Genomic DNA, 232 nt, shown 5'->3' with positions numbered 1-232 from the left:
GTCGGTCGCGTCGATGGTCGGTGGTGTCGGGTGTCGGTGGCGTCAGGGGTCGGGGGTTAGTTTTGTCGGTGGTCGGGGGTTAGTGTCGTCGGGGGTCGAGGGTCACTCGCATCAGGAGTGGGGGTCTTTTCGGTCAACAAGTGGCCGAAGAGGTGTCGGGGTCGGGGTTGGGGGACAGGGGTAGGGTGTCGGGGGTCGAAGGTCAGTGGCGTCGTGGGTCGGGGGGCGAGGG

At 67.2% G+C, this 232-nt stretch carries 1 protein-coding gene; it reads left to right on the top strand.

Going from position 1 to position 232, the window contains the following annotated elements:
- On the top strand, positions 1–184 hold a 184-nt coding region (locus tag ACP7FG_RS13260), incomplete at its 5' end, for a hypothetical protein (RefSeq protein WP_439226673.1).
- Positions 185–232 lie beyond the last annotated feature (48 nt).

The sequence above is a fragment of the Idiomarina sp. ST10R2A5 genome, from assembly GCF_051842325.1.
GTDB lineage: Bacteria > Pseudomonadota > Gammaproteobacteria > Enterobacterales > Alteromonadaceae > Idiomarina > Idiomarina abyssalis.
Note: the sequence above shows the minus strand (reverse complement) of the source record. Positions and strands in the feature narration are given on the sequence as shown.